The organism is Streptococcus mitis (assembly GCF_013305725.1).
GTDB classification, from domain to species: Bacteria; Bacillota; Bacilli; order Lactobacillales; family Streptococcaceae; genus Streptococcus; species Streptococcus mitis_BO.
The window spans coordinates 317822-340785 of the sequence record NZ_CP047883.1 but is presented as its reverse complement, the minus strand read 5'-3'; the positions used below and the strand labels follow the sequence as shown (position 1 = coordinate 340785).

At 39.1% G+C, this 22964-nt stretch carries 21 protein-coding genes; 12 read left to right on the top strand and 9 right to left on the bottom strand.

What is annotated here, in order from left to right:
* On the bottom strand, window positions 1-318 hold the full coding sequence (gene ftsL / locus M594_RS01745; protein WP_125452823.1) for a cell division protein FtsL: 318 nt from the start codon (window positions 316-318) through the stop codon (window positions 1-3).
* Window positions 319-329: 11 nt separating this feature from the next.
* Window positions 330-1280, bottom strand: a complete 951-nt coding sequence (gene rsmH, locus M594_RS01740) for a 16S rRNA (cytosine(1402)-N(4))-methyltransferase RsmH (protein ID WP_173875805.1) — start codon at window positions 1278-1280, stop codon at window positions 330-332.
* Between the two features lie 165 nt (window positions 1281-1445).
* On the opposite strand from rsmH, the gene M594_RS01735 reads away from it, so the two are divergent.
* The 6 genes from M594_RS01735 (at window position 1446) to M594_RS01710 (ending at window position 10703) form a co-directional block, all read left to right on the top strand.
* A complete protein-coding gene (locus M594_RS01735; protein WP_001082471.1) occupies window positions 1446-1640 on the top strand; it encodes a helix-turn-helix transcriptional regulator in 195 nt (64 codons plus the stop codon).
* A 15-nt stretch (window positions 1641-1655) separates the two neighbouring features.
* Window positions 1656-2198: a DUF3278 domain-containing protein gene (locus M594_RS01730; RefSeq protein WP_173875804.1), complete on the top strand. Its 543-nt coding sequence runs from the start codon at window positions 1656-1658 to the stop codon at window positions 2196-2198.
* A gap of 10 nt (window positions 2199-2208) precedes the next feature.
* Window positions 2209-2550 carry a hypothetical protein gene (locus M594_RS01725; RefSeq protein WP_173875803.1) on the top strand — a complete coding sequence of 114 codons (342 nt, stop codon included), beginning with the start codon at window positions 2209-2211 and terminating at the stop codon, window positions 2548-2550.
* Window positions 2551-2562: 12 nt separating this feature from the next.
* On the top strand, window positions 2563-3141 hold the full coding sequence (locus tag M594_RS01720; protein WP_173875802.1) for a DUF3278 domain-containing protein: 579 nt from the start codon (window positions 2563-2565) through the stop codon (window positions 3139-3141).
* Window positions 3138-3614: a glutathione peroxidase gene (locus tag M594_RS01715; RefSeq protein WP_173875801.1), complete on the top strand. Its 477-nt coding sequence runs from the start codon at window positions 3138-3140 to the stop codon at window positions 3612-3614. The genes M594_RS01720 and M594_RS01715 overlap by 4 nt, the downstream gene beginning before the upstream one ends.
* Before the next feature lie 342 nt (window positions 3615-3956).
* Window positions 3957-10703, top strand: coding sequence for a G5 domain-containing protein (locus M594_RS01710; RefSeq protein WP_173875800.1), 6747 nt, complete (start codon window positions 3957-3959; stop codon window positions 10701-10703).
* A 139-nt stretch (window positions 10704-10842) separates the two neighbouring features.
* Here the strand turns inward: M594_RS01710 and M594_RS01705 are convergent, their stop codons facing one another.
* The 6 genes from M594_RS01705 to M594_RS01680 form a co-directional block, all read right to left on the bottom strand.
* Window positions 10843-11631, bottom strand: a complete 789-nt coding sequence (locus M594_RS01705; protein WP_173875799.1) for an ADP-ribosylglycohydrolase family protein — start codon at window positions 11629-11631, stop codon at window positions 10843-10845.
* Between the two features lie 78 nt (window positions 11632-11709).
* Complete coding sequence (locus tag M594_RS01700; RefSeq protein ID WP_173875798.1) at window positions 11710-12003, bottom strand: DUF5960 family protein; 294 nt, start codon at window positions 12001-12003, stop codon at window positions 11710-11712.
* Window positions 11996-12358, bottom strand: coding sequence for a hypothetical protein (locus tag M594_RS01695; protein ID WP_173875797.1), 363 nt, complete (start codon window positions 12356-12358; stop codon window positions 11996-11998). Before M594_RS01695 ends, M594_RS01700 begins: the two co-directional genes overlap by 8 nt.
* On the bottom strand, window positions 12355-13770 hold the full coding sequence (locus tag M594_RS01690) for a Y-family DNA polymerase (RefSeq protein ID WP_173875796.1): 1416 nt from the start codon (window positions 13768-13770) through the stop codon (window positions 12355-12357). Before M594_RS01690 ends, M594_RS01695 begins: the two co-directional genes overlap by 4 nt.
* 3 nt (window positions 13771-13773) lie before the next feature.
* Entirely contained in the window at window positions 13774-14460 is a 687-nt protein-coding gene (locus M594_RS01685; protein WP_173875795.1) for an XRE family transcriptional regulator, read from the bottom strand.
* Window positions 14461-14977: 517 nt separating this feature from the next.
* Window positions 14978-17689, bottom strand: a complete 2712-nt coding sequence (locus tag M594_RS01680; RefSeq protein WP_173876728.1) for an SEC10/PgrA surface exclusion domain-containing protein — start codon at window positions 17687-17689, stop codon at window positions 14978-14980.
* A 131-nt stretch (window positions 17690-17820) separates the two neighbouring features.
* Between M594_RS01680 and M594_RS01675 the strand changes: the two genes are divergently transcribed.
* Window positions 17821-18159 carry a helix-turn-helix domain-containing protein gene (locus tag M594_RS01675; protein ID WP_173875794.1) on the top strand — a complete coding sequence of 113 codons (339 nt, stop codon included), beginning with the start codon at window positions 17821-17823 and terminating at the stop codon, window positions 18157-18159.
* 75 nt (window positions 18160-18234) lie between these two features.
* On the opposite strand, the gene M594_RS01670 is transcribed toward M594_RS01675, so the two are convergent.
* Window positions 18235-18975, bottom strand: a complete 741-nt coding sequence (locus M594_RS01670) for a hypothetical protein (protein ID WP_173875793.1) — start codon at window positions 18973-18975, stop codon at window positions 18235-18237.
* A 182-nt stretch (window positions 18976-19157) separates the two neighbouring features.
* On the opposite strand from M594_RS01670, the gene M594_RS01665 reads away from it, so the two are divergent.
* The 5 genes from M594_RS01665 to M594_RS01645 all read left to right on the top strand — a co-directional run bounded on the left by M594_RS01665 (window position 19158) and on the right by M594_RS01645 (window position 22915).
* Complete coding sequence (locus tag M594_RS01665) at window positions 19158-19550, top strand: hypothetical protein (protein WP_049548126.1); 393 nt, start codon at window positions 19158-19160, stop codon at window positions 19548-19550.
* Window positions 19551-19565: 15 nt separating this feature from the next.
* Window positions 19566-20102, top strand: coding sequence for a hypothetical protein (locus M594_RS01660; protein WP_173875792.1), 537 nt, complete (start codon window positions 19566-19568; stop codon window positions 20100-20102).
* A gap of 1 nt (window position 20103) precedes the next feature.
* A complete protein-coding gene (locus M594_RS01655; RefSeq protein ID WP_173875791.1) occupies window positions 20104-20826 on the top strand; it encodes a hypothetical protein in 723 nt (240 codons plus the stop codon).
* A 409-nt stretch (window positions 20827-21235) separates the two neighbouring features.
* Window positions 21236-22606, top strand: coding sequence for a Rep family protein (locus M594_RS01650; RefSeq protein WP_254597175.1), 1371 nt, complete (start codon window positions 21236-21238; stop codon window positions 22604-22606).
* Window positions 22607-22654: 48 nt separating this feature from the next.
* Window positions 22655-22915 (top strand): helix-turn-helix transcriptional regulator, encoded by a 261-nt coding sequence (locus tag M594_RS01645; RefSeq protein ID WP_125837281.1) that lies wholly within the window; start codon window positions 22655-22657, stop codon window positions 22913-22915.
* Window positions 22916-22964: the final 49 nt, after the last annotated feature.

The window sequence follows — 22964 nt, the reverse complement described above, 5'->3', positions numbered from 1 at the left end:
TTACTCCGCTGTTCGGATATTTTCGTTATTCAATTTCAAATCTTTTTTATCTGCAATCTCTTTCAAGCGCTCTGAACGAATCAATTCATTCACTTCCTGCTTAGCATCATCGAGTTCTGTCTTCTTTTCTTCTATCTGAGCATTAACCTTGGTCAATTCATTCTGAACTTGTAATAGCTTTGTCTGCATAAACACAACGCTAATTGCTAAAACAATTGTAGTCAAAGCAATCGAAAGATAAAATGCCTTCTCTACTCGTGAAAATCTCTTAAACTTGGTTTGCAGCGACTGGCTTGTTTTTTCGATTCTTTCTGCCATCTTTTCCCCTCTTACTTGTGAATTTTTCTGGCCACGCGCAACTTGGCTGAGTGCGAGCGGTTATTGGCTTCTAATTCTTCTGCACTTGGCAAGATTGGCTTACGGGACACCAATTCCATATTGGGCTTGAGATCATCTGGGATGAAAGGCAAGCCTTTTGGAACTTCCACCGTTGAAGCTTCCTTGAACAATTGCTTGGTCAAGCGGTCTTCTAGTGAATGAAAGGTAATCACTGAGATTCTACCATCTAGAGCCAACATCTCCATAGCCTGCTGGATAGATTCATCTGCTGCTCCCAGTTCATCATTGACTTCAATCCGAATAGCCTGGAAAATCTGCTTGGCAGGATGGCCCTTCTTCTTGAGCTCCTTAGCAGGTTTAGCCGACTTGATAATTTCTGCTAACTCAGTCGTTGTCTCGATTGGCTTGACTTCCCGTGCTTGTTCGATCTTACGCGCAATCTGTTTAGAGAATTTATCCTCACCATACTTGAAGAAAATACGAACCAAGTCATGATAGTCATAGTGGTTCACCACTTCATAGGCTGTCAGACTAGCTTCCTGATTCATCCGCATGTCCAGTGGCGCATCCTTTTTATAAGAAAAACCACGTTCACGCTGATCCAATTGAGGACTAGACACTCCCAAGTCATAACAAATTCCATCAATTTCCTGAACACCAGCTTCGCGCAAACGTGCCTGTAAATGACGGAAATTATCCTTGATAAAGGTTACCATCCCTTTTTCGATATAGGGTGCCAAACGTTTTTGCGCGTTGTCAATGGCATTCTGGTCCTGGTCAAAGGCATAGAGATGGCCTTTTTCACTTAATTTACTTAATAAATATTCGCTATGGCCCGCTCCACCCAAAGTCGCATCAACGTAGATACCGTCAGGCTTTACGTCAAGCATATCAACCGTTTCGTGGAGTAAGACCGTTACATGATGAAATTCTTTTGTCATATCTTATCTATTTTACCACAAATCCGACTAGCTTGCACTAGTCAGACAAATAGGTCAAAAAAAGTAAGATTTCTTTAAGAAATATGTCAAATATGCTTGACATCTATTTCATAGAAGAATATAATATAGTCAAATATATACGACATGAGTCAGAAAGGAGTCCAGATGAATCGTGTGAAAGAATTTCGCAAGGAATTGGGTATTTCCCAGCTCGAACTAGCCAAGGATATCGGTGTCTCGAGACAAACCATCAATATGATTGAGAACGACAAGTACAATCCAACCCTGGAACTCTGTCTCAATCTCGCCCGCAGCCTCCAAACTGACCTCAATAGTCTCTTTTGGGAGGATAATTTTTAAAAAAGGAGCAAACTTATGAAAAAAGAAACCTTTACTGAAAAACTGATCAAACGCACATACGGCATTTCTGATCCCCTTGACGAATACAAACGGCGTGAGGCCGATCGTATCGGTAACCAAGTCTTTATCATCCTCTTTTATCTGATGATTTTCGGAAATCTTATTCCACTCGTTTTAGCCTATAAATTTCCTCAACTAGTGGCTCTGGTCTATCCTCCTCTGATTTTAGTGATTGCCCTCATCGCTGCTAGCTATCTCACCTACCAAATGCAAAAAACAGGGATTACAACTATTGAACCAGATATGCTGAATGAGAAAGAAAGCAAGCAACTACATTCCCCAGGTCTTAAAGCAGGTTTGTTCTTTGGTCTATGGATGTTTTTTATAACTCCTCTTCTCCATATACTCATAGGTGAAGGTCAGGACTATTTTCATTCTCTTCTCACTATAAGAAATGGTGTATCAAGCATTCTCGGTTCTATTTTCTTCGGAGCGAGCATACAGTTCCTCATCTCCCGTCGCATTGCAAAAACTAAGAAAGATCAAGATGAGGATTAGGAGGTGCCCTATGAAATCACTAGTAACTTTACTTACCTATCATCTTTTGTTTGCTTCACTGCTCATCTTCATCATCGTTTCAGGGAACTTGCCAATCTACGATATAGTCCTCCTTCCAGTCTTTGTTCCAGCCCTCAACAAAGGATTGACTTATCTAAAAATCGACTCCCAAAAAACGCGCATACTCAACTTAGCACTAATCTTTATGATTCTATCCTTCCCACAACTTTTAAGGAATCCTGCAGATTGGAGATATCTAGTATTTCTAACAATTTGTATCATTTTTAGCTTGATTTACTTCTATACTTTCTATCAACTCGTTAAAGAAGTCAATCAAAAACCGCTCATTTAGGAGGTTACTAGCATGAAAAAAGAAGACTTAACAACTCGCCTACTTCGAAATTTCTTTCATATCCAAGGGCCTTTTGATGAATGCCGTCAAGAGGTTATCTACAAGGCTTGCGCCCGTTCCATGATCCAAATCTTTTACTCTTCCTTCATTCTCTTCCTATTCTATATTTTGTTCGGAAGCTTTATAGAAATTGTTCGAAATGTTATGCCCTACATCTATTTTGGACTCATTTTGTTCATGAGTATAAAAGCTCAAAAAGCCGTCCAAGAGCTTCATCTTGAAAAGGATGACAAATCAGAAATCATTCTCAAAACCTACAGCAAAGCCCAAATCAAATTCCGAAGCTGGATTGTGTTTATCGGTATTCAGATTGGCTTCTTTACCTTACTCATCTTTCATAAAGTCTTCGTTCAGCAGATGTCCCTTTCAGATTTTGGAAAGTTGCTCCTGCAATTCGATAAAAGTGGTCCTTTCCTAATGTACGGTCTGATTATCGGTAGCATTTTTGGAACCCTGACCTACGGATTTCTATCACTTCAGGAGGAGAAAACTCCTAAAAATACTAAACAGAAGGAGAAAAGCAATCAATGACTACACTATACGATTTTTCAGTCTTAAACCAAGACCATCAAGAAACCCCACTAAATGCCTATCGTGGGAAAGTTCTCTTGGTTGTCAACACTGCTACTGGATGTGGTTTAACGCCCCAGTACCAAGGACTTCAAGAACTCTATGATCGCTATCAGGAACAAGGTTTTGAGATTTTAGACTTCCCTTGCAATCAGTTTATGGGACAAGCACCAGGCAGCGCAGAGGAAATCAACGCCTTCTGTAGCCTACATTATCAAACCAGCTTCCCACGTTTTGCCAAAATCAAGGTCAACGGTAAGGAGGCAGATCCCCTCTATGTTTGGTTGAAAGACCAGAAATCTGGTCCACTAGGAAAACGAATCGAATGGAATTTCGCTAAGTTTCTCATCGGTCGAGATGGGCAAGTCTTTGAACGCTTCTCTTCCAAAACAGACCCACAACAAATTGAAGAGGCCATACGAAAATTACTCTGATTTTTTGAATACATCCTTTCATTTAGTTTAATTTTTGAAAGGATGTATTTTTTCTTTAAAAAGCAAATGAATTTCTTTAAGTTAGATTGATTTTCTTACATTTCTCTATTGCATTTCTTGGAATAATTTAGTATATTTGTTATATTAAGGTTTTTAGGTCATTTTAAAGATTAAGATGGCAATTTTAATTTTTTTATCTTAAAATGAAAGCGCTTAAACAGGAGGGGTAATTAATCTCAAACTATTGCACAAAATTTAACTAACGCTAAAGAAAAATTGTTTCCAAGTCATACTTGGGCTCAGACAGTAGCTGACTGTCTTTATTCAAACTAGGAGTACATTATGAATCGATACCTTTTTGAAAAAGGGCAAACTTTTAGCATCAGAAAATTAACCGTTGGTGTTGCTTCGGTTATGGTTGGTCTCGCTTTTTTTGCATCTGGAACAGCACTAGCTGACGAAGCAAAAATTGAAACTACAAGCTCTCAACCAAATGTAGAAAAATTGGCCGAAGCTGAAAAAATTAAACCAGAAGTCAAAAATGAAAGTCCTGTAATTTCTAAACCTCAAGAGTCAGAGAAATCAGAAAAAACTGTTAAACCAGTAGAAGAGAAGACTGTAGCAGAAACTAAAACTACTGACTTGCTTCCTGAAGAAATCCACGATCAAGCTTATCCTGATACGCCCGTGAAAAACATAGATACTTCAGCAATCGTAGACAAGAAGGATAGCCCTAAAGTTGAGACAGAAAGCATTCTAAAAAACAAGGAAGAACTTCCAAAAGAAGCTGAAAATGGTAATCGTGCGATCATCAACGGTGGTCTAGATTTGAAGCACGTCCCTTATGAAGGACAACCTGCTACTGCTGCTAGTATGATTTACACTATTTACAATGGTGGTTCCCAACGCTATATCGTGTCTGGTTCTGGTATTTTTGTGGCACCAAATGTCATCTTAACTGTCGCTCACAACTTTTTAGAATCAGACCGTGATACAAAAGAAGGACATATTCGAGGTGGAGATTCTGCTAAGTTTTACTATAACCTCGGTTCCAATTCTGCTGTTCGCAATTCTCAACCTGTAACGGGTAATACTACTCTTTTCAAAGAAGAAGATATTCATTTTTGGAACAAGAAAGAATTTGGAAAAGGATATCAAAATGACTTGGCTGCTGTTGTAGCACCTGTTCCTCTTCAAATCGCTAGCCCGAATAAAGCTGCTACCTTTGTTCCCTTGGCAGAAAACAAAACCTATCAACCAGGAGATCCTGTTAGCACAATTGGATATCCGACCGATTCAAGCTCACCTGAGCTCAAAAAACCAATTGTCGCTGGTCAACTTTACAAGGCTGATGGTGTCGTGAAATCTGTTGATAATTATAATGATAAAGGCTCAAAAGGCATTACCTATCATATGACTTCTGTTTCAGGCCTTTCAGGTGCTGGTATTATCAACGGTGATGGTAAAGTAGTCGGTGTTCACCAACACGGCACAATTGAAAACGGCATCCCTGACAAAGACCGTTTCGGTGGTGGGATCGTCCTCTCACCTGAGCAAGTCAAATGGGTAAAAGATATTATCGCAAAATATGGTGTCAAAGGTTGGTACCAAGGTGATAACGGGAAACGATATTACTTTACTCCTGAAGGAGAAATGTTCAGAAATAAAACTGCTGTTATTGGTGAAAATCAATATTCTTTCGATGAAAATGGTGTTGCGACACTCATTAAAGGAATCGATTACGGACGTGTAGTGGTTCAACACGTAGATGAAACTGGTAATCCAATCAAAACTGATGATACTTTTGTCGAAAAAACTGAAGTTGGAACAGCTTTTGATTATGACTTCAAAAAAGAAATCGCTAAGACCGACTTCTATACAAAAAATCAAGAGAAATACCAGATTGTCTCTATTGATGGCGTCGAAATCAACAAACAACTCAAAGATGAGTGGACCTACAACGTCGTCAGCAAAACAGCTCCAGGAACACGGGTCATCAAGGTGATTTATAAAGTGAATAAAGGTTCATTTGCCATTCATTATCGTTTGAAAGGCTCAGAGCAAGAATTAGCAGATGTTGTTACTGATAATAATGACGGAAAAGAATACGATGTTTCCTTTGTAAACACTTTTGAAGCAAAAGAAATCGCAGGCTACCGCGCAATCACTCCACGCTTAGAAGCCAGCATCCAGCACAAGGGTGTGAATGATGTTGTCTTTGAATACGAAAAAATCTCTGATAGCTCTAGTCCGACTTCAAATGTTTTACCTGCTGTTCATCCAGAAGATAAAGAAACAGAAATCGGAAATCACGGTCCGCTTCCAAGCAAGGCTCAGCTTGATTATCACAAGGAAGAATTAGCTGCCTTCATCCACTATGGTATGAATACTTATACTAATTCTGAGTGGGGACATGGAAATGAAGACCCTAAAAACTTCAATCCAACTAACTTAGATACAGACCAATGGATCCGTACTCTAAAGGAAACTGGTTTCAAACGAACTATTATGGTTGTCAAACACCACGATGGTTTCGTTATTTACCCATCTAAATATACAAATCATACCGTAGCTGCAAGTCCATGGAAAGATGGAAAAGGTGACCTTCTAGAAGAAATCTCTAAATCGGCTACTAAATACGATATGAACATGGGTGTTTACCTATCACCATGGGATGTTAATAGCCCTAAATATAAGGTAGCTACTCAAAAAGAATACAACGAATACTACCTCAATCAACTAAAAGAAATCCTTGGTAATCCAAAATACGGTAATAAGGGTAAATTTATCGAAGTCTGGATGGATGGAGCACGCGGTAGCGGTGCCCAAAAAGTAACCTACACTTTTGATGAGTGGTTCAAATACATCAAGGAAGCTGAAGGAGATATCGCTATCTTCTCTGCCGAACCAACAAGTATCCGTTGGATTGGAAATGAGCGTGGTATCGCCGGTGACCCTGTATGGCATAAGGTCAAGAAAGCAAATATCACCGAAAACGTTAAGAACGAATACCTTAACCACGGTGACCCTGACGGAGATATGTACTCTGTAGGGGAAGCAGATGTTTCCATCCGCTCCGGCTGGTTCTACCATGATAACCAGCAGCCAAAATCCCTCAAAGAATTGATGGATATCTACTTCAAGTCTGTTGGTCGTGGAACGCCACTTCTTCTCAACATTCCACCAAACAAAGAAGGTAAATTCGCAGATGCTGACGTGGCTCGCTTGAAAGAATTCAAAGCGACTCTAGATCAAATGTATGCGACTGACTTTGCCAAAGGTGCAACTGTAACAGCAAGTTCGACTCGTCAGAACCATCTCTACAAAGAAAGCCACCTTACAGACGGTAAAGACGATACTAGCTGGGCTCTTTCAAATGATGCTACAACTGGTAGCTTCACAGTTGATTTGGGACAAAAGAGACGTTTTGACGTCGTAGAACTCAAGGAAGATATTGCCAAAGGACAACGTATTTCTGGATTCAAGATTGAAGTCGAAATCAACGGACGCTGGGTTCCATATGGTGAAGGTTCAACCGTAGGCTATCGTCGTTTGATCCAGGGTCAACCTGTAGAAGCACAAAAAATCCGAGTTACGATTACTGGCTCACAAGCTACACCAATCCTAACCAACTTCTCAGTCTATAAAACTCCAAGCACTATCGAAAAGAATGATGGATATCCTCTTGGACTAGAATACCACTCAAATACAACGGCTGACAAGGAAGGTACAACTTGGTACAACGAGTCAGAAGGTATCCGCGGTACTTCTATGTGGACCAACAAGAAAGACGCCAAAGTCACCTATCGTTTCACAGGAACCAAGGCTTATGTTGTATCAACAGTAGATCCAAACCATGGTGAAATGTCTGTATACGTGGATGGTCAAAAAGTCGCAGATGTACAAACCAAGAACAGTAGCCGTAAACGTAGCCAAAAAGTTTACGAAACTGGTGATTTAGCGCCTGGAGAACACACTATTACTCTCGTTAATAAAACAGGTGAACCAATTGCTACAGAAGGAATCTACACTCTAAACAATAACAGCAAGGGTATGTTTGAGCTTGAAGCAACTTCTTACGATGTCGAAAAAGGAAAACCTGTTACTGTTACAATTAAGCGTGTTGGTGGAAGCAAGGGAGCTGCTACCGTTCGCTTCATTACGGAACCTGGAACAGGTGTTCACGGTAAGGTTTACCAAGATACAACTCAAGATGTGACCTTTGCAGATGGTGAAACAGAGAAAACTGTTACCATTCCAACTATCGACTTCACCGAACAAGCTGACTCAATCTTTGACTTCAAAGCCAAACTCACTTCTGCGTCTGATGGTGCCCTACTCGGTTTTGCTACCGACGCAACTATTCGAGTAATGAAGGCTGATTTATTGAAGACGAATCAGACAAATTACGACGACCAGGCTAGCCAATTAGATTACAGTTCTGGCTGGAGACACGAAACCAACTCTTCTGGAAAATACCAAAACACTGAATCATGGGTATCATTTGGACATCTGACAGAGGATCAGAAGAAAAAGACAACTGTGACTGCTTATTTCTATGGTACAGGCTTAGAAATCAAAGGATTTGTTGACCCAGGTCATGGTGTCTATAAAGTATTCCTTGACGGTAAGGAAGTCACCTATCAAGATGGAATGGGAAATGCATCTACTATTGATGGCAAGAAATACTTTAGCGGTCATGCCGCTAACCGTCAAGGTGATCAGACTCTAGTCAGCCTAAAAGGACTTGATGAAAACTTGCACGCAGTAACTCTCCAACTAGACCCTGACAAGAATGATTTGACTAAAAATATTGGTATGCAAGTGGATCAATTCATTACAAAAGGCGAAGGAAGCGAGCTATACAGCAAAGCAGAAATCCTTCAATCTATCTCTAAATGGAAAGAAGATTTGTCTAACTTTAATCCTGCTGGATTGAAAGATACTGCAACTGCACGCCAAGCGTTCAAGTCTAATCTTGATAAACTCACTGCACAATTAAGTTCTGATACGGTAAATGTACAAGATGTGATGTCAACAGTCACTGCTTTGCAAGATATTCTTAGCAAAGATGAAAATTACCAAAAACCTGGAGACGAAACAGACCCAGAACAACCGGTTGATCCGAAACAACCGGAACAGCCTGAAATCAATTATGATAAGGCTATGGCTAGCCTGACTGAAGCTATCGAGAAAAAAGTGGCTGAGCTTGGTGCTAACAACGATGCTAAGAAGAAATTAGTTGAAATTACTGACAAAGCAATCGCAGCTATTCAAGAGGCTAAGACTCAAGAAGACGTCAACAAAGCTCTCAATAACGCTCTTGAACAAATCAAGCAATTGCAACCTAGCCAACCAGAACAACCAGTTGAACCAAAACAACCGGAACAGCCTGAAATCAATTATGATAAGGCTATGGCTAGCCTGACTGAAGCTATCGAGAAAAAAGTAGCTGAACTTGGTGCTAACAACGATGCTAAGAAAAAATTAGTTGAAATTACTGATAAAGCAATCGCAGCTATCCAAGAAGCGAAGACTCAAGAAGACGTCAATAAAGCCCTCAATAACGCTCTTGAACAAATCAAGCAATTGCAACCTAGCCAACCAGAACAACCGGTTAATCCGAAACAACCTGAACAGCCTGAAATCAATTATGATAAGGCTATGGCTAGCTTGACTGAAGCTATTGAGAAAAAAGTGGCTGAACTTGGTACTAACAACGATGCTAAGAAAAAATTAGTTGAAATTACTGATAAAGCAATCGCAGCTATCCAAGAAGCGAAGACTCAAGAAGACGTCAATAAAGCCCTCAATAACGCTCTTGAACAAATCAAGCAATTGCAATCTAGCCAACCAGAACAACCGGTTGAACCGAAACAACCTGAAAAATCAATTACTTCTTCAAGTCCTGAAGAAGGGGTTAAAGAGCTTGTCTTCCAACTCCCAAGTTTGGATATTGTTAAGAAGGCAGTACCATTCAAGACTATCCGTCGCGAAAATCCAAACTTAGATAAAGGAAAAGAGAAAGTTCTAGCAGAAGGGAAAGATGGTGCTATAATCGAGTATGTAGAAGTAGATGGCAGCAATCGTAAAGTAGTTCAAACTGAATCAACTCCAGCTCTAGACCGAGTGATTGAAGTTGGAACGAAACAAAGCTCTGTAGGAACAGATACTCCACCAGTTGTTACTCTTCCTGAGTACCTTCTACCAAAAGAGCCTGAAAAACCAATTACTTCTTCAAGTCCTGAAGAGGGAGTTAAAGACCTTCTCTTTAAACTTCCAAGTTTGGATATTGTCAAGAAGGCAATACCATTCAAGACTATCCGTCATGAAAATCCAAACTTAGATAAAGGAAAAGAACAAGTTCTAGCAGAAGGGAAAGACGGTTTGTTAGTTGAGTATGTCGAAGTAGATGGTAACAATCGCAAGGTAGTCCAAACCGAATCAACTCCAGCTCTAGACCGAGTGATTGAAGTTGGGACTAAACAAAGTTCTGTAGGAACAGATACTCCACCAGTTGTGACTCTCCCTGAGTACCTTCTACCAAAAGAACCTGGAAAACCAATTACTTCTTCAAGTCCTGAAGAAGGGGTTAAGGACCTTGTCTTTAAACTTCCAAGCTTGGATATTGTCAAGAAGGCAGTACCATTCAAGACTATCCGTCACGAAAATCCAAACTTAGATAAAGGAAAAGAGAAAGTTCTAGCAGAAGGGAAAGACGGTTTGTTAGTTGAGTATGTCGAAGTAGATGGTAACAATCGCAAGGTAGTCCAAACCAAATCAACTCCAGCTCTAGATAGAGTAATTGAGGTTGGAACTAAACAAAGTTCTATAGGAACAGAGGCACCACCAGTTGTGACTCTCCCTGAGTATGTTCTACCTAGAGAAACTGAAAAACCAGCTCCTGCAGTTGTAACAGAAGATTCGCCAAGAAAAGATGAAAAAGCACCTGTTGCTACTACAGTTAAACAAGACAAGGAAAAACAACTCCCAGAAACTGGAGAACAAGAAGCAAATGCCTTCTTATTCTTGGCTGCTATTACTTCAGTATTGTCTCTACTCATCTTCCAAAAGAATTTAAAAGACTAATTAAAATCTTTACTTAATTCTTTTCAATGATTCTAGTTCCCCCAAAGAGAAGACCAGCCGGTCTTCTCTTTTTCGATATATAAATCAAAAAACATCCATGAATTTATATGGATGTCTTAGTATATATAAAACAGAATGATTATTTGGGATAAGTATTTTCAAATTCAACAACAATTTCAAGTAAACGATTATCTAAAAAAGATAGGGCTTCTTGTCTAATCTCGTCAGAAAGACCATAATAAGCTTCTGCAAGTCCTCCGCAGATGGCTGCAATAGTATCACTATCTCCTCCTATAGAAATGGCATTTCTGACAGCATCTTCAAAGCTAGTTGACTCGAAAAAAGCTTGGAAAGCCTGGGGAACAGAGCCTGGGCAAGTAACGTCAAATGTATAAGAATCTCTGATTTTATCTAAAGTAAAGTCCATGGGATAGTAGTTTTCATCGATATAATCTCTGATTTCAAAAAGACCATAACCCTTTCGAGCTAAGAAAATAGCTACTGCAACTGCTTCTGCTCCTTTGATCCCCTCAGGATGATTATGACTCACTTGTGTCACTGCTTGTGACAAGTATTTTGCTTGCTCTATACTATCTGCTACAAAACCGACTGCACTGATTCTCATCGCAGCCCCATTACCATAGCTAGCATAAGGCTGCGGATTATCAGACAGAATCCAATAGAAAAAATTCCCACCATATCCACAATTTGGATAGTCTCTCCCAATCTCTTGCATGTACTTAACAGCATTTTCCGAAAGATGACTCCAATCTTCCTTACTAGCCAACAACGCCTTAGCAACTGCTAAACTCATTACACTATCGTCAGTTGGTGAACAATCCGAGGTAAACAAATCAAAATTTTTACTTTTATGATTGTCCCACTCAAAACGAGAACCGACAATATCTCCTATAATTGTTCCTAGCATAGTTTACTTCCTATTCTATTTTATTACGTTGTTACAAGGACAATATCTGCCCAATACCTTCATTCTAACACACCTAGCCTACTGGTCACTATTTTTAACCCCAACATATACATAGGTCCTATTTCTGGGACACGCTTTTTCCGTTACCACCCTAAAATAAAAACGATGCTCCCGCCCATCCTTGGCATTTTCCTTATTTAAGACAAAGTAGTTCTTCTGATTCATTGCCATGGTTCGTAGGATGTCATCAATCAAGAAAGTCAAGGGTACGTTCATGGCAGAGTATTTTTGAAAATCCTCTTCAAAACGAATATAGTCATCTGAAAAATAATCCATCTGCAGTTTGTTTTCATACAGCTCTTTTCTAGTCATAAACTCCCTCCTCCCACAGTCGAATTTCGAGGACATCTGCAACCTCTATTAACCTATATCCCTCGTTTGTCCTAATAGATAGAGTCTGATGTGATAACTCTCTTACCTCACCGATGATAGTCGCCTTCTGCCTCTTTTCCTTAACCACAAAGCATCCCTTTAGCTGGCTAATATAAAGCTGAGAAAGTAAATGTAGTTTCTCAACTGGGTCCAAATCTATCGAAAAATCAACACGTTTTTTTTCTTCACTGAGCGAACTGGTGTGTTCTGAGAGGTAAAATCCCATCCACTTCTGCATACCTGGATCTTGATAATCTCGCGCAGATTGAAAAGGTAAATAAGAACGATCAATCATTTTAATCCATCTAATCCTCCAGCAGAATGTCCCCCAATCAGCTTGCTTCTGGCAAGACTCCTAGAGGCTTCTTCCAGTGCATTTGCTCTTAAAAGGGAAGTGAAACCAAATTGTTCCCGAATGGAGTCAATGGCCGTCTGGAGCCTTTCTTCTTTTTCTAACTTATCAACATCATCAAAGAGAGATATCAAACCAAAGGACTCGTCTACAAATCCTGAATAGTTAACTCCAATACTTCTAACCGCTCCAGAAGTATATTTGTTCTGAAATAACTTCAAAACATAATCCGTTAAGACAGCTGTATTATTGGTCGGTTCGACCTTCATTTGTGTGTGAATAGACGACCTGACCTCCTGTTTAGAGAAACCGACATAGATAGAGACAAGGGTTGTTTTCTTGCCAGACCTTCTCAATCTAATAGCCACCTGCTCCGCCATTTCCCGGAGAATAATTTCAATATCCCGTAGCTTCACGTAGTCTCTCGGCAAGATTTGAGAATTTCCCAGGCCCTTGGATTTGGCTTTATAGGGCTTATGAACATTGCTCTCATCAATTCCGTTAGCATGAAACCACAAACGAAGACCAGCCTGACCCAGAACTTTCTTTAGCTGGTCGGGATTGCTGGTTGCCAATTCCTTGATGGAAAAAATCCCCAGAGCATGCAAGCGTTTCTCCATCCGCCTGCCAATCCCCCAAAAATCCGTCATCTTGGGAATGGACCAGACCTTCTCTTCCACATCCTGGTAAGACCAGTTAGCCCTCATGGTCGGAGTGTGCTTAGCCTCATTATCCAGAGCCAACTTGGCCAGTAAGGGATTGGCATTGGACATACCTACTGTAGAGTAGATTCCTGTCTGCCTCCAAATATCCCTCTGAATACGAGCAGAAAGCATATCCAGCTTGTCTTTGCGAGAGAAACTCTTGTCCGAAATGAAATAATTAAGTGAACTAGTCAGGTCAATAAAGCCCTCATCGATAGAGTAAGGATAAATATCATCTGGACTGCCATAATTCTGAAAGATTCGCTGGATTTCCATATTGACTGCGATGTACTCATCCATCCTGGGTGGCACAATCAAGGTCACTTGAGCCCAATCTTCGATGTAGCGAACATAGTCTGAGTCGGTAGGTAGCCCTTGCTTTCTAGCATTATAGTAGGAAAATTTACGGGTCTTGATATCAAAGGGCAGATCATAGGCTCGACCAACATTTGACTTGCCAAAAATCTTCTTAAACAGGGGAGAGGAGGCTAGGATAAGACCAGTTGAATTATCCGCGCGACTCATGACACAAAGCGAGGTCTTCAGCGGATGCAAGCCCCTTTTCACGCACTCAACACTAGCATAAAAGGATTTCATATCGACAAAGGCAATGTCACTTTTGGGCTCTCTGGAATAATCAAAGTAGCCCATTGGCTAGCCCTCCATCGGCACAAAGTTCCCAACGATAATCCCCACAATCCGAGGATCTTCCTCATAGGAGATGAAAATATCCTTGTATTTAGGATTGATAGAGACCAGACGCAATCCATTCTCCTCTCGATAGACCCGTTTGATATAGGTCTGGTTGTTGCAAACCACTGCATAAACCGCCCCATCATAATCAAATCCGGTCTCTCGAATCAAAGCCACGGAACCATTTTGATATTTAGGTTCCATGGAGTCCCCAGCCACCCAGGAAGCAAAATCGTGGGCTAGTTCCTCATTAAAGTAAACCGTATCAAAATTCCGATCATCATAAACCGAAGCCCCGATCCCTGCTGACATGCGTTCATAGACACGATATTCGTAGAGACGCTCTGGCATGGTCGCCACCTTCTGAGTTTGTTCTTCTTGAGCCAGGTTGCGAGCATAGAGCACAACCTTGTCCTTCCCTTGCTTGGAGAGGCTATTGTAGAGACGAACAATCTCAATCTGAGTAAAATACCCTTTTGCTACTTTTAAAATCTTCTCCAGCTGAGCAACTTTCTCCTGGGACGGTTCCTTGATGCCACGCTCCCAAGCGGAGTAAGCCTGAAAACTAATCCCTAATTCCTCTGCAATCTCTTTTTGTGTCAGTTTTAGCTCTTTCCTCCGAGCCCTGAGTTTTTCTGGTTGGTACATGATTCACCTCCTAGTGTGATGCTTTAATGGACATTATCTCCCTTAGAAAGACACATCGATGGTTGAGCTTACATTTTCAAAACTCAACCAATTTGATTTAGTTTTATTATATAAAAAAAGTGAACGATTGTCCACTGGGAAAATCAAGTTTAAACAGTACCACTTATCTATTCTGAACAAAAAAGACATCCAAGAGTAAATTCTTGAATGTCTGTAAACGTTGATATAATCGTATTGATTAACGTTTTGAGAATTGTGATGCTTTACGAGCTTTCTTAAGACCTGGTTGGAAAAACTATGATTTGAATAACCTTCAGTAAATGCTTAAAATCAATGTTTTCCCACTTTTTCAGAAAACAGAATTTCATCTAATTTGAATAAATTTCAGTTGAATGGTGTGAATTTTACCCTAAAAATACACGAATTGAGCTAGATTTTACCAAAAAGTTCACACCATATAAAATTTATATATAACTGAACTGTAATAGAGAAAAGAGAGCCACCGCTCTCTTTCTTTTTATCTATTATATTTTCGTTTTCCTGCTAAAGCCAATAGTCCAACACTTGCTCCAAGCAATGCGAGGAGATTCGATTCCTTTGTTCCTGTATTTGGAAGTTGTTTCTTAGGCTCTGCTTTTGCATTTGTAGCTTGTGCAGGCGCTTGATAAGTCTTATCGTCTTTAGTTCCTACGGTTACTTTTTCTGCTGTATAATCCACAACATTACCCTTACCATCTACAACTGGAACTGGTTTATAACCCGCTTTTTCAAGCTCTTTACGTTTGGCATCTGCTTGTGCTACCAAGCGTTTTGTTTCGGCTTCTTCAAACTTCGCTTTGGCAGTTTCGTAAGCAGTTCGGACTTGACCTGCTGCAAGGCTCTTAACTTCGTAGTCTACTTTGGCTTTATTTTGTGCTTTGTAAGCATCTTTAAGCTCTGCTTGGGCTTTTTCAAGTTGAGCTTTAACTTCTGTCAAGCGAGCTTTTGCACCTTTAAGGTCTGCAAGTTCTTTCTCAGCTTGTTTAACGTTGTCTTTCGCATCTTGAAGAGCTTTCTTAGCAGTAGATACCACTTGGGCTTTATTTGAAGCGAGAGCTTCAAGATTTGCCATCTTATCTTCTTCTGCTTTAAGAGCATCTTGTGCAAGTTTGAGAGCTTTCTCAGCGTTTTTAAGAGTTGCTTGTGCTTGTGTCAGAGTTTCCTCTTTTGTTGCTTTTGAAGCAGTCAAGTTATTGACAAGAGCATTAGCATTAGCAAGTGTCACAACTGCTTTATCATGACGGTCTTTCGCTTCGTTGAAAACCTTTTGAGCGTTTGCAAGTGGGCTTTCGCCATTGTTCAAGGCAGACAAGTGAGCTTGTGCAGTCGTAAGAGTAGTTTGGGCATCTGACTCTGCTTTTGTGGTTGCTTCAAGTTTGTCTTGAGCGTTTTTACGAGCTACCATAGCATCAGCAAGAGTTTGGCGAACTTTGGCAATTTCTTGCTCTTTGTTTGTGTTTGAAAGTGGGTTCACAATAGGAGTTTTATCCCATTTTGAGCCGTCTACGTGGCTACTGCGAAGACTTGTGATAAAGTGGGTAGTGTAAATCTCATTGGACTTGCTTTGCGCTACACCACCGAAATAAGCGACTTCATCAGCGTAGTCGAATTGGAGGATACCCTGAGTATGGAGATAGTCATTTTTGTGAGAAACAAGTTCAATGAGGTCATCGTACAATTTCTCTTTCATTTCTCCAAGAGTTTTACGGTAAACTCCGTCTGCATCATCAAAATCATGGTAAAGCGGATTGGTTACAGAGTTTTCATAAGGTTGGAAACCTTTTTCCATATACTCTTTGTCTTTCGCTTCGGAATAACCACTCTTCAAACCATAATCACTAGCTGCTTTGTAAACACCTTTAGCGTAGTGACCTGCACCGCCTTTAGCACGGTAGTCATCAATCATAGCGTGTGACCAATTTGCTTTTACATATTCTTTAGCGATTTTGTTCGCAAATTCAAGACTTGATTTTGAAAGAACAACATCTGGAAGTCCAAGTTGGCGGCGCATTTGGTTGATGAGGTCAGCTACGAAATAATTAAGTTCATCTGTGACTTCTTTAGGAAGATTGTTAATGTCATAACGAGTTTCATCTGCTTGGTCTTTTGCTGATGGTGTGTATTTGTTGAGGGTGCGGTTTTGGAGTTGAGAATTTACGATACGGTCGTAAAGTTCATCTGACTTAGAGTCAAGATATTCCTCGGACAACTTATCCCCATTAGTACGAATTTCACGTTTAAACGCAATTTTCTCTTTCACAGCCTTGATGAAGTCTGGAGCAAGAGTGATAGTAGCTTTCGCATCCTCTTTTTGAAGATTGTTAAGAGTGGATACCGCTTGGTTGTAATCAGCAGTTGCTTTCTCTGCATTAGTTTGTGCAGTTTCTTTCTCTTGAGACTTGCTTTCAAGAGTTGCTTGAGCAGTTTTAACCGCTTGTTCTGCTTGTTTTAGTTGAGCATCGTGGTCTTGATTTTGTGCTTTAGCACTATCAAGAGCCTTTTGTGCCATTTCTTGAGCTTGTTTGCTTTCGCTCTCTTCTTTGATAGCATCTGCTTGTTTGTTTTTAGCATCAGCAAGACCTTCGCCATTGAGAGCTTTTTGTGCGTTTTCTACTTTTGTTTTGGCAGTAGCGACTTGGTTACGAGCTTGAGTCACTTCTGCTTGCTTAGTGCCTACGGTTTTACCGTGTACGGCAACCTCACGGTCTGCATCATCTTTAGCAGTTTTAGCAGTTGATACCCCTTGTTCAGCAGTTGGAACACTTGCTTTTGCAGTTTCCACTTTCTTCTCTGCGTTTTGAATCGTTTCAGGTGTCGCTTTGTCAGCAGTCTTTTGAGCATCTGCGACATCTTGTTTCAAGCCTGCAGCTTTCTTTTCTGCCTTATCAGATTTTTCGTTGGCTTGATCCAAGACTTCTTTTGCTTTGTCTGCATCGTCTTGCGCTTTTTTAGCAGTTGCACCAAGTTCAGCAACTTCATCCTTTGTAGGAACTTTTACTTCAGTGTTCTTAGGCGCTTCTTTCTCTACCAAAGCTGGCTCGGTTTTAGCAGTTGTAGGTAATGGAATCTCTACCTCATTTGCATGAGCAGTTCCGATTGTGCTGACAAGACCAGTTGCGATGACAGAAATAACCGCACCTGTATACAATTTTTTAGTAGTACTATGACTATTTTCCGTAGTTTTTGACATCTATAAACTCCTTTGTACAATGCCCTATGCATTTTATTTAATATAGTACTATTCTACCATACTTTTATCGTTTTTTGGATAGTTTATTATACTTATTTTTAGAGAAAACAGATAGTACAATGGTATATAGTATGGAATATAATAAATTACAAAAGCATATCGCATTTCGAATACGTGAATGCAGAAAAGAGCAGGGATTAAGTCAAGAAAAATTATCTGAAATCGCTGGGCTAGGCGTTAAAGCGATTCAAAATATAGAGAACATGAAGTATGATTTTAAGATAAAAACTCTTGAATCCGTAATCAAAGCCCTAAATCTAACAGTCGAGGAGTTCTTTGATCTACAATCATATGAATCAGAAAGAGAAGACTCCCCAGAAATACTTTTTGAAAATTTAACAAAGTTACCCAAAGAAAAACAAGGAAAAATTATATCTTCATTTAATGAAATTGTAAAAAATATCAAATAAACCCAGCCAAAATAAATTTTGGTTGGGTTTTGTTTTACAGTCTTGCCTATTTTAACAAATTTCTTCAAAAAATCATTAAAAGTTTTCTACGAATTCCTCTAACTTAATTGCTTTATCATATTCCGATTTAGCTAACCTCTCTAGCTCTGATACCATTCTTTTCACCAATTCGTATCTTTCTATATGATATTCCTTTTTTCCTCCCTCATCAATCCGTAAATTATTTAATGTAGCATAAAGCAGTTCAGTAAGATTCAATTCGGCCAATGATTTAAGTATCTCTTGACCAATTCCAGATAAGTATAATTGCCTACCTTTAAGAAATCTATCTGAAAGTGTATTACGACTCACAATCGACCAAATTTCTTCCAAAACATCATCATCAAATTTTTCAATAATATGTTTAGGTATATCAATACCATATTTTTTTTGATGAATATTCGGAATGTCTAATTCTGAAAAATGAGGCTCTACTACATCAAACATAGGATAATCAAACATAGGATAATCACCCAAAGACATTGAATAGGAACCATCCTCGTTTTTGATTACATCCTCGTTTTTGATTACATCATCTATATAATCATAGCGACTAATCCCTATATACTTAATAAGTCGCAAATAACGTTTATATGCTGGTTTTGAAATTAGTAGTTTTCCAGCATGTTCCCCTCTTTTTACTTGAAAATATCTCATCAAGAATTTTTCTTTACTTAATCGCTCCTTTTTCTGTTGACTACGTAATATTAATGGGTAATATTTTAAAACAAATTCTCTTTTACTTACATCACTCAAGTTTTTAAACTCATGTAGCATCCTTAACTCCTTTGTAATTATTTGGGGTTCAAAAAATTATATCACGATGAACCTAGAAACGCAATAAAAAGCATTGCAAAGGGGTCAAAAATTTTGTATCATGTTTTTGTTAACACAAGAGCTCTTTTACTCGTCAGCATTCGCGATAAGCTGACCATGCTTTTTTGACAGGAGGAATTAACATGTCAAAAGAAAAAAAATTAACACCTGGCAACCACGAAAGTGCAAGAGCATTTTTGGATGCTTTATCAACTTCTGTTGATGTCCCATCAGCTGTTAAAGTTGTTGACAAAAACAATGGCATCATCAACGAAGGTCAGGAAAACCAACGCCCTTGGGCATCTCTAACATGCGTAGATGTCAAACTCTATGAACAGTTCGCTAGCATTAATCAAGAATCTTACTGTCCAACTTTCAAAGTCAAGTTGAAAAACTATCAGAACGAGAATTTAGATGGTTTGATTAACGCTGACATCGTAATTAGCAAGTATGACTTATCATTTGTACTTGATAAACTCAAGCAACCAGTCGGACTAGCTCTTGTCGCTGAGCTTGCCGACATTTCGCTCAAATAGAAGAGAGGTGGCAACATGAAGAAACTTGTAACAAAATTCATGGATATAGAGTGGTATTATCAACTACTTATAAGTTCAGTAATCTTTGTTTTACTAGCACTTCTTATCAAATTTTTGGTATGGATTGCTCCTATTTTTCTAGTGATTTTTGGTCTTCTCATAATTTACAACGAAGGAGAAATTATCGCTTTTGCTTGGCAACGATACAAACAAAGAAATCAAACCTCTGGCAATCCTTTGTACGAGGAGTTATATCACTGGTTAACCGAAAAAGGGGTAACAGAACTACCAATTTCCTCACTAAAATTCACCCAAGGGGTAGAAGCAGATAAACCATATACTTACTTTGTTCATATTGACAAAGAAATCACTGATGAACTTCTCGAAAGTTTTGAAACAAAAGTAAGACAAGTCGTAAAAACTCTTTCAAATGGTTCTACTGATTGCGTTGTAAGTCGCTCTAAACGTGAGCCCTTCCTTGCAATCAAGGTTCGGTTAGTATCAGCTGATACAATGCTCGTGCAAAAAAATCAAAGAGAAGAGGACTTCTAGCATGATCAAAAACGTTTTTGAAGTCAACAATCGGGGAGATCCTTCCCCTATCACCATTGACATAAACCGATATTTCGCTTGGATAATCGCAGGCCCTTCTGGCTCTGGAAAGTCCACTTTTTTGAGAAGACTTTTAGGACTCATTTCATTTCATGATACTGATGCTGAAGTTTACCTTATGGATTTTAAAGCAGATGAAGAAATGTTTTCAATGACTGGCAATCACGTTGCAAGAGGATTTAACTGTCTAGAACTTTTCGAAATCGTCTATCAACGCTTTGAAACGAGACTAAATAAGCAAGAAGAAAATTCTCATAATCTTTACTTAATTTTTGATGAATGGCAAGCTTTTCTCGCCTATCTCGAACAGACAGATAAGAAAAAACATAAGGAAGTACTTTCTAAGATATTGATGATGAACAGTATGGGCAGAAGTTTAGGTTTACGAATTATTTTGTCTAGTCAGCGTTTCTTGATGTCTGACCTTCCAGGTCGCTACAATTTTAATTGTGTCATATCCTTATCAACGAGCTTTCTGCTAGCAACAAACAACAGACAACTTCTATTTCCAGACATGGAAAAATCCGAAGTCATCGTAAAACCGCGAGGGTATGGATATTTTCAATTAGAGGGCGAAGCTGTCAAAATGTTTCGTACGATCCAAGTAAAAGACGAGGAACGGTTAAATCAACGGATGCAAGAGCTATTTTCAAGGTATAGCTAGCGTTTTTTCTGCTACACTTGTTTGATGCGAAACTGACCTTACCTAGGGATTTCATCGGTATAGGTGTCGGCACGACATTGCCTGCAGAAAAATGCCTGCTTGCAAGGGCTAGAGGGTGGAGATTTTTCAAGCGTAACGATGCCGAAGGCAAGGAGTGAAGCGAAGAAAAATACTACCCGTCCCTTGTTAGCTGGCAAGCGTTCTCGGTTCGATGATTCATCATCGGGCAGGGGAGGCTGGGGCTTGGGGCAAAGCCCCAAGAGTATCTGAATTTAATTTTAATTATTTCTAACGCGTGTTAGACTGGGCTTGTCGATAGTCTAACACTATAATAATTAAAAGAATAATTAAAGAATAGTTAAAAAAGAAAGGTTTAATATAAATGACTTCAAAGAAGAAGGAAGCGCTTTTGACTTCTATAGCAATTACACAATATTTTGATTCGACTTATTGGAAGAATGGTTGGGATGAAGAACTCATTAAGTCCGAAAATATCGAAAAAATTCTTGAAGAAATAGTCAGAAGAGTTAGTGAAATAGCAACTGTTACTGAAGCATATGCAATTAAGCATGATAAGGACACATCTGTAGTATTCGACAAAGAACTTCAAGAAACAACTACTGAACTTGCCCAACCACACATTCATGCTTTACTCAAGTTTAAAAAATGCAAAGGTGCAACACTATCTACTTTAGCGGAAATAATCGGATTAGCAGAAGAGTATCTCGAAAAATCAAAGTCTGGAAGATATGGTTACGATAACTTGTTAGCATACTTAATTCATGCAAAAGATAAAGATAAATATCAATATAGCCCTGATGAAGTAGTTACTCTAGCAGGTAAAGACTACTTAGAAGTATATCACAAAAGGAAAGAAATCTGGCTTAAAGGAAAAGCCAAAAAAGAGGTAAACCAAACCTACGAAGATATTGACTTACTTATCGATAACATTCTAAACGAGTATATCACCAAAAATGAAATACTTCTTGAACAGAAATATCGTACACTGTACGCAGTCCACAAAGCTAGGATAAACGATACATTTCGTACCGTCGGAGAAATCAAAGGAACTCGTACTAAATATGAGTTAGATAACGGAGAATTTAAAAAAACCATTCTCTTCATTCATGGTAGTACTGGTCTTGGAAAGTCAACCTTTGCAAAGGACTTATCCAAAGCCATCATTCAGTTGGCAAAATTAAATGGTCAAAACTGGCAATCAGTAGTGACTGCTGCCACAAACATCTTTGACGAGGTAAACGGAGAAGAGATCCTTTTTCTTGACGACGTTCGAGGAGATAGTTTAACCGCGTCAGATTGGCTAAAACTATTAGACCCCTTCAACATAAGCCCAATTTCTGCACGCTATCAAAATAAGATGGGAGCAGCAAAAGTTATCATTATCACCAGTTCGAAATACCCACTAGATTTCTTTTACAACACAAAAGGGAACGATAGAGAAGACCTATCACAGTATGTTAGAAGAATTGAGTGTCTGGCTAGAATAAGAGGAAATGATAAAAATCCTAAGTTTTATGTATCATATCCTCAACGAATGGAAGAACCTGTAAAAACTATCTTAGAAAATGAGCAGGAAGTTTCCTTATCTTATGACTTTGCAAATGATTCGTTACTTAATAGTAGACAGGATTTATTATCAACATTGCTTTCTAAAATAGCGATTAATAATCAGTGGGATATCTTAGAATTAGGCAAATCAAAAACCCCATCCGAAACTTTGGCGAGCGAGGACGAGGTTGCAGATAATCAAGAAAAGTAAGTAGGGTATCTCTTGATACCTCTATTATACCATACATTGGAGGAACAGATGCAAGTAATTCTACCAGATGAACAAGTTCAACAAATTCAGCTCCTACTTGCTGAACTTATCAAGAAAGAAATTGAAAATAGATTAAACAATAGTAACCTTGACAGTCCGTTTTTAAACAAACAACAGACTTGCCACTACTTGGGTATCTCAAACAATACTCTCGACAGTTGGATTAAAAAAGGATTACCTTACATTAGAGTTGGAAAAACTATTCGTTTTGATAAAGCAGAAATCAATCGCTGGTTACAAAATCAGTAGCATTTCTACCGTGGTTTGTTATAATGAAATCACGGTATTTTTCTAGCTC